This window comes from Rhizobium redzepovicii (assembly GCF_019793435.1).
GTDB lineage: Bacteria > Pseudomonadota > Alphaproteobacteria > Rhizobiales > Rhizobiaceae > Rhizobium > Rhizobium redzepovicii.
Genome location: NZ_JAILYH010000093.1, coordinates 1 through 411 on the forward strand (window position 1 = coordinate 1; position 411 = coordinate 411).

A 411-nucleotide genomic window follows, 5' to 3' on the forward strand; every position below is an offset into this window, starting at 1 on the left:
CACGAGCGCCATAAGACAGCCGCTTGCCGCCCTCGAAGGTGGTGCGGATCGCCGGATGGGTCTTGAAGCGCTGGAATTCCTCGAAGGGATAGAGATAGGGGTTCTTGTAATTGAGGTGGACGACGAAGCCGACCGCCACCAGATTGTCTTCCAGGTGATAGAGGAAAGAGCCGCCGCCGGTCTTCATGCCGAGCGGCCAGCCGAAGGAGTGCTGCACCAGGCCCGGCCGATGGTTCTCGGACTTCACCTGCCAGAGCTCCTTGATGCCGATACCGAACTTTTGCGGTTCACGGTCTTTCTGCAGATCGAACTTGGCGATCAGCTGCTTGGCGAGCGAGCCGCGCACACCCTCGCCGATCAGCACATATTTGCCGAGCAGTTCCATGCCGCGGGTATAGTTCGGGCCGGGCT

At 60.6% G+C, this 411-nt stretch carries 1 protein-coding gene; it reads right to left on the reverse strand.

Annotated elements, in window-relative coordinates:
* Positions 1 to 411 (reverse strand): NAD(P)/FAD-dependent oxidoreductase (locus K6N12_RS33730; RefSeq protein ID WP_222149187.1); only part of this gene is annotated, 411 nt, incomplete at both ends.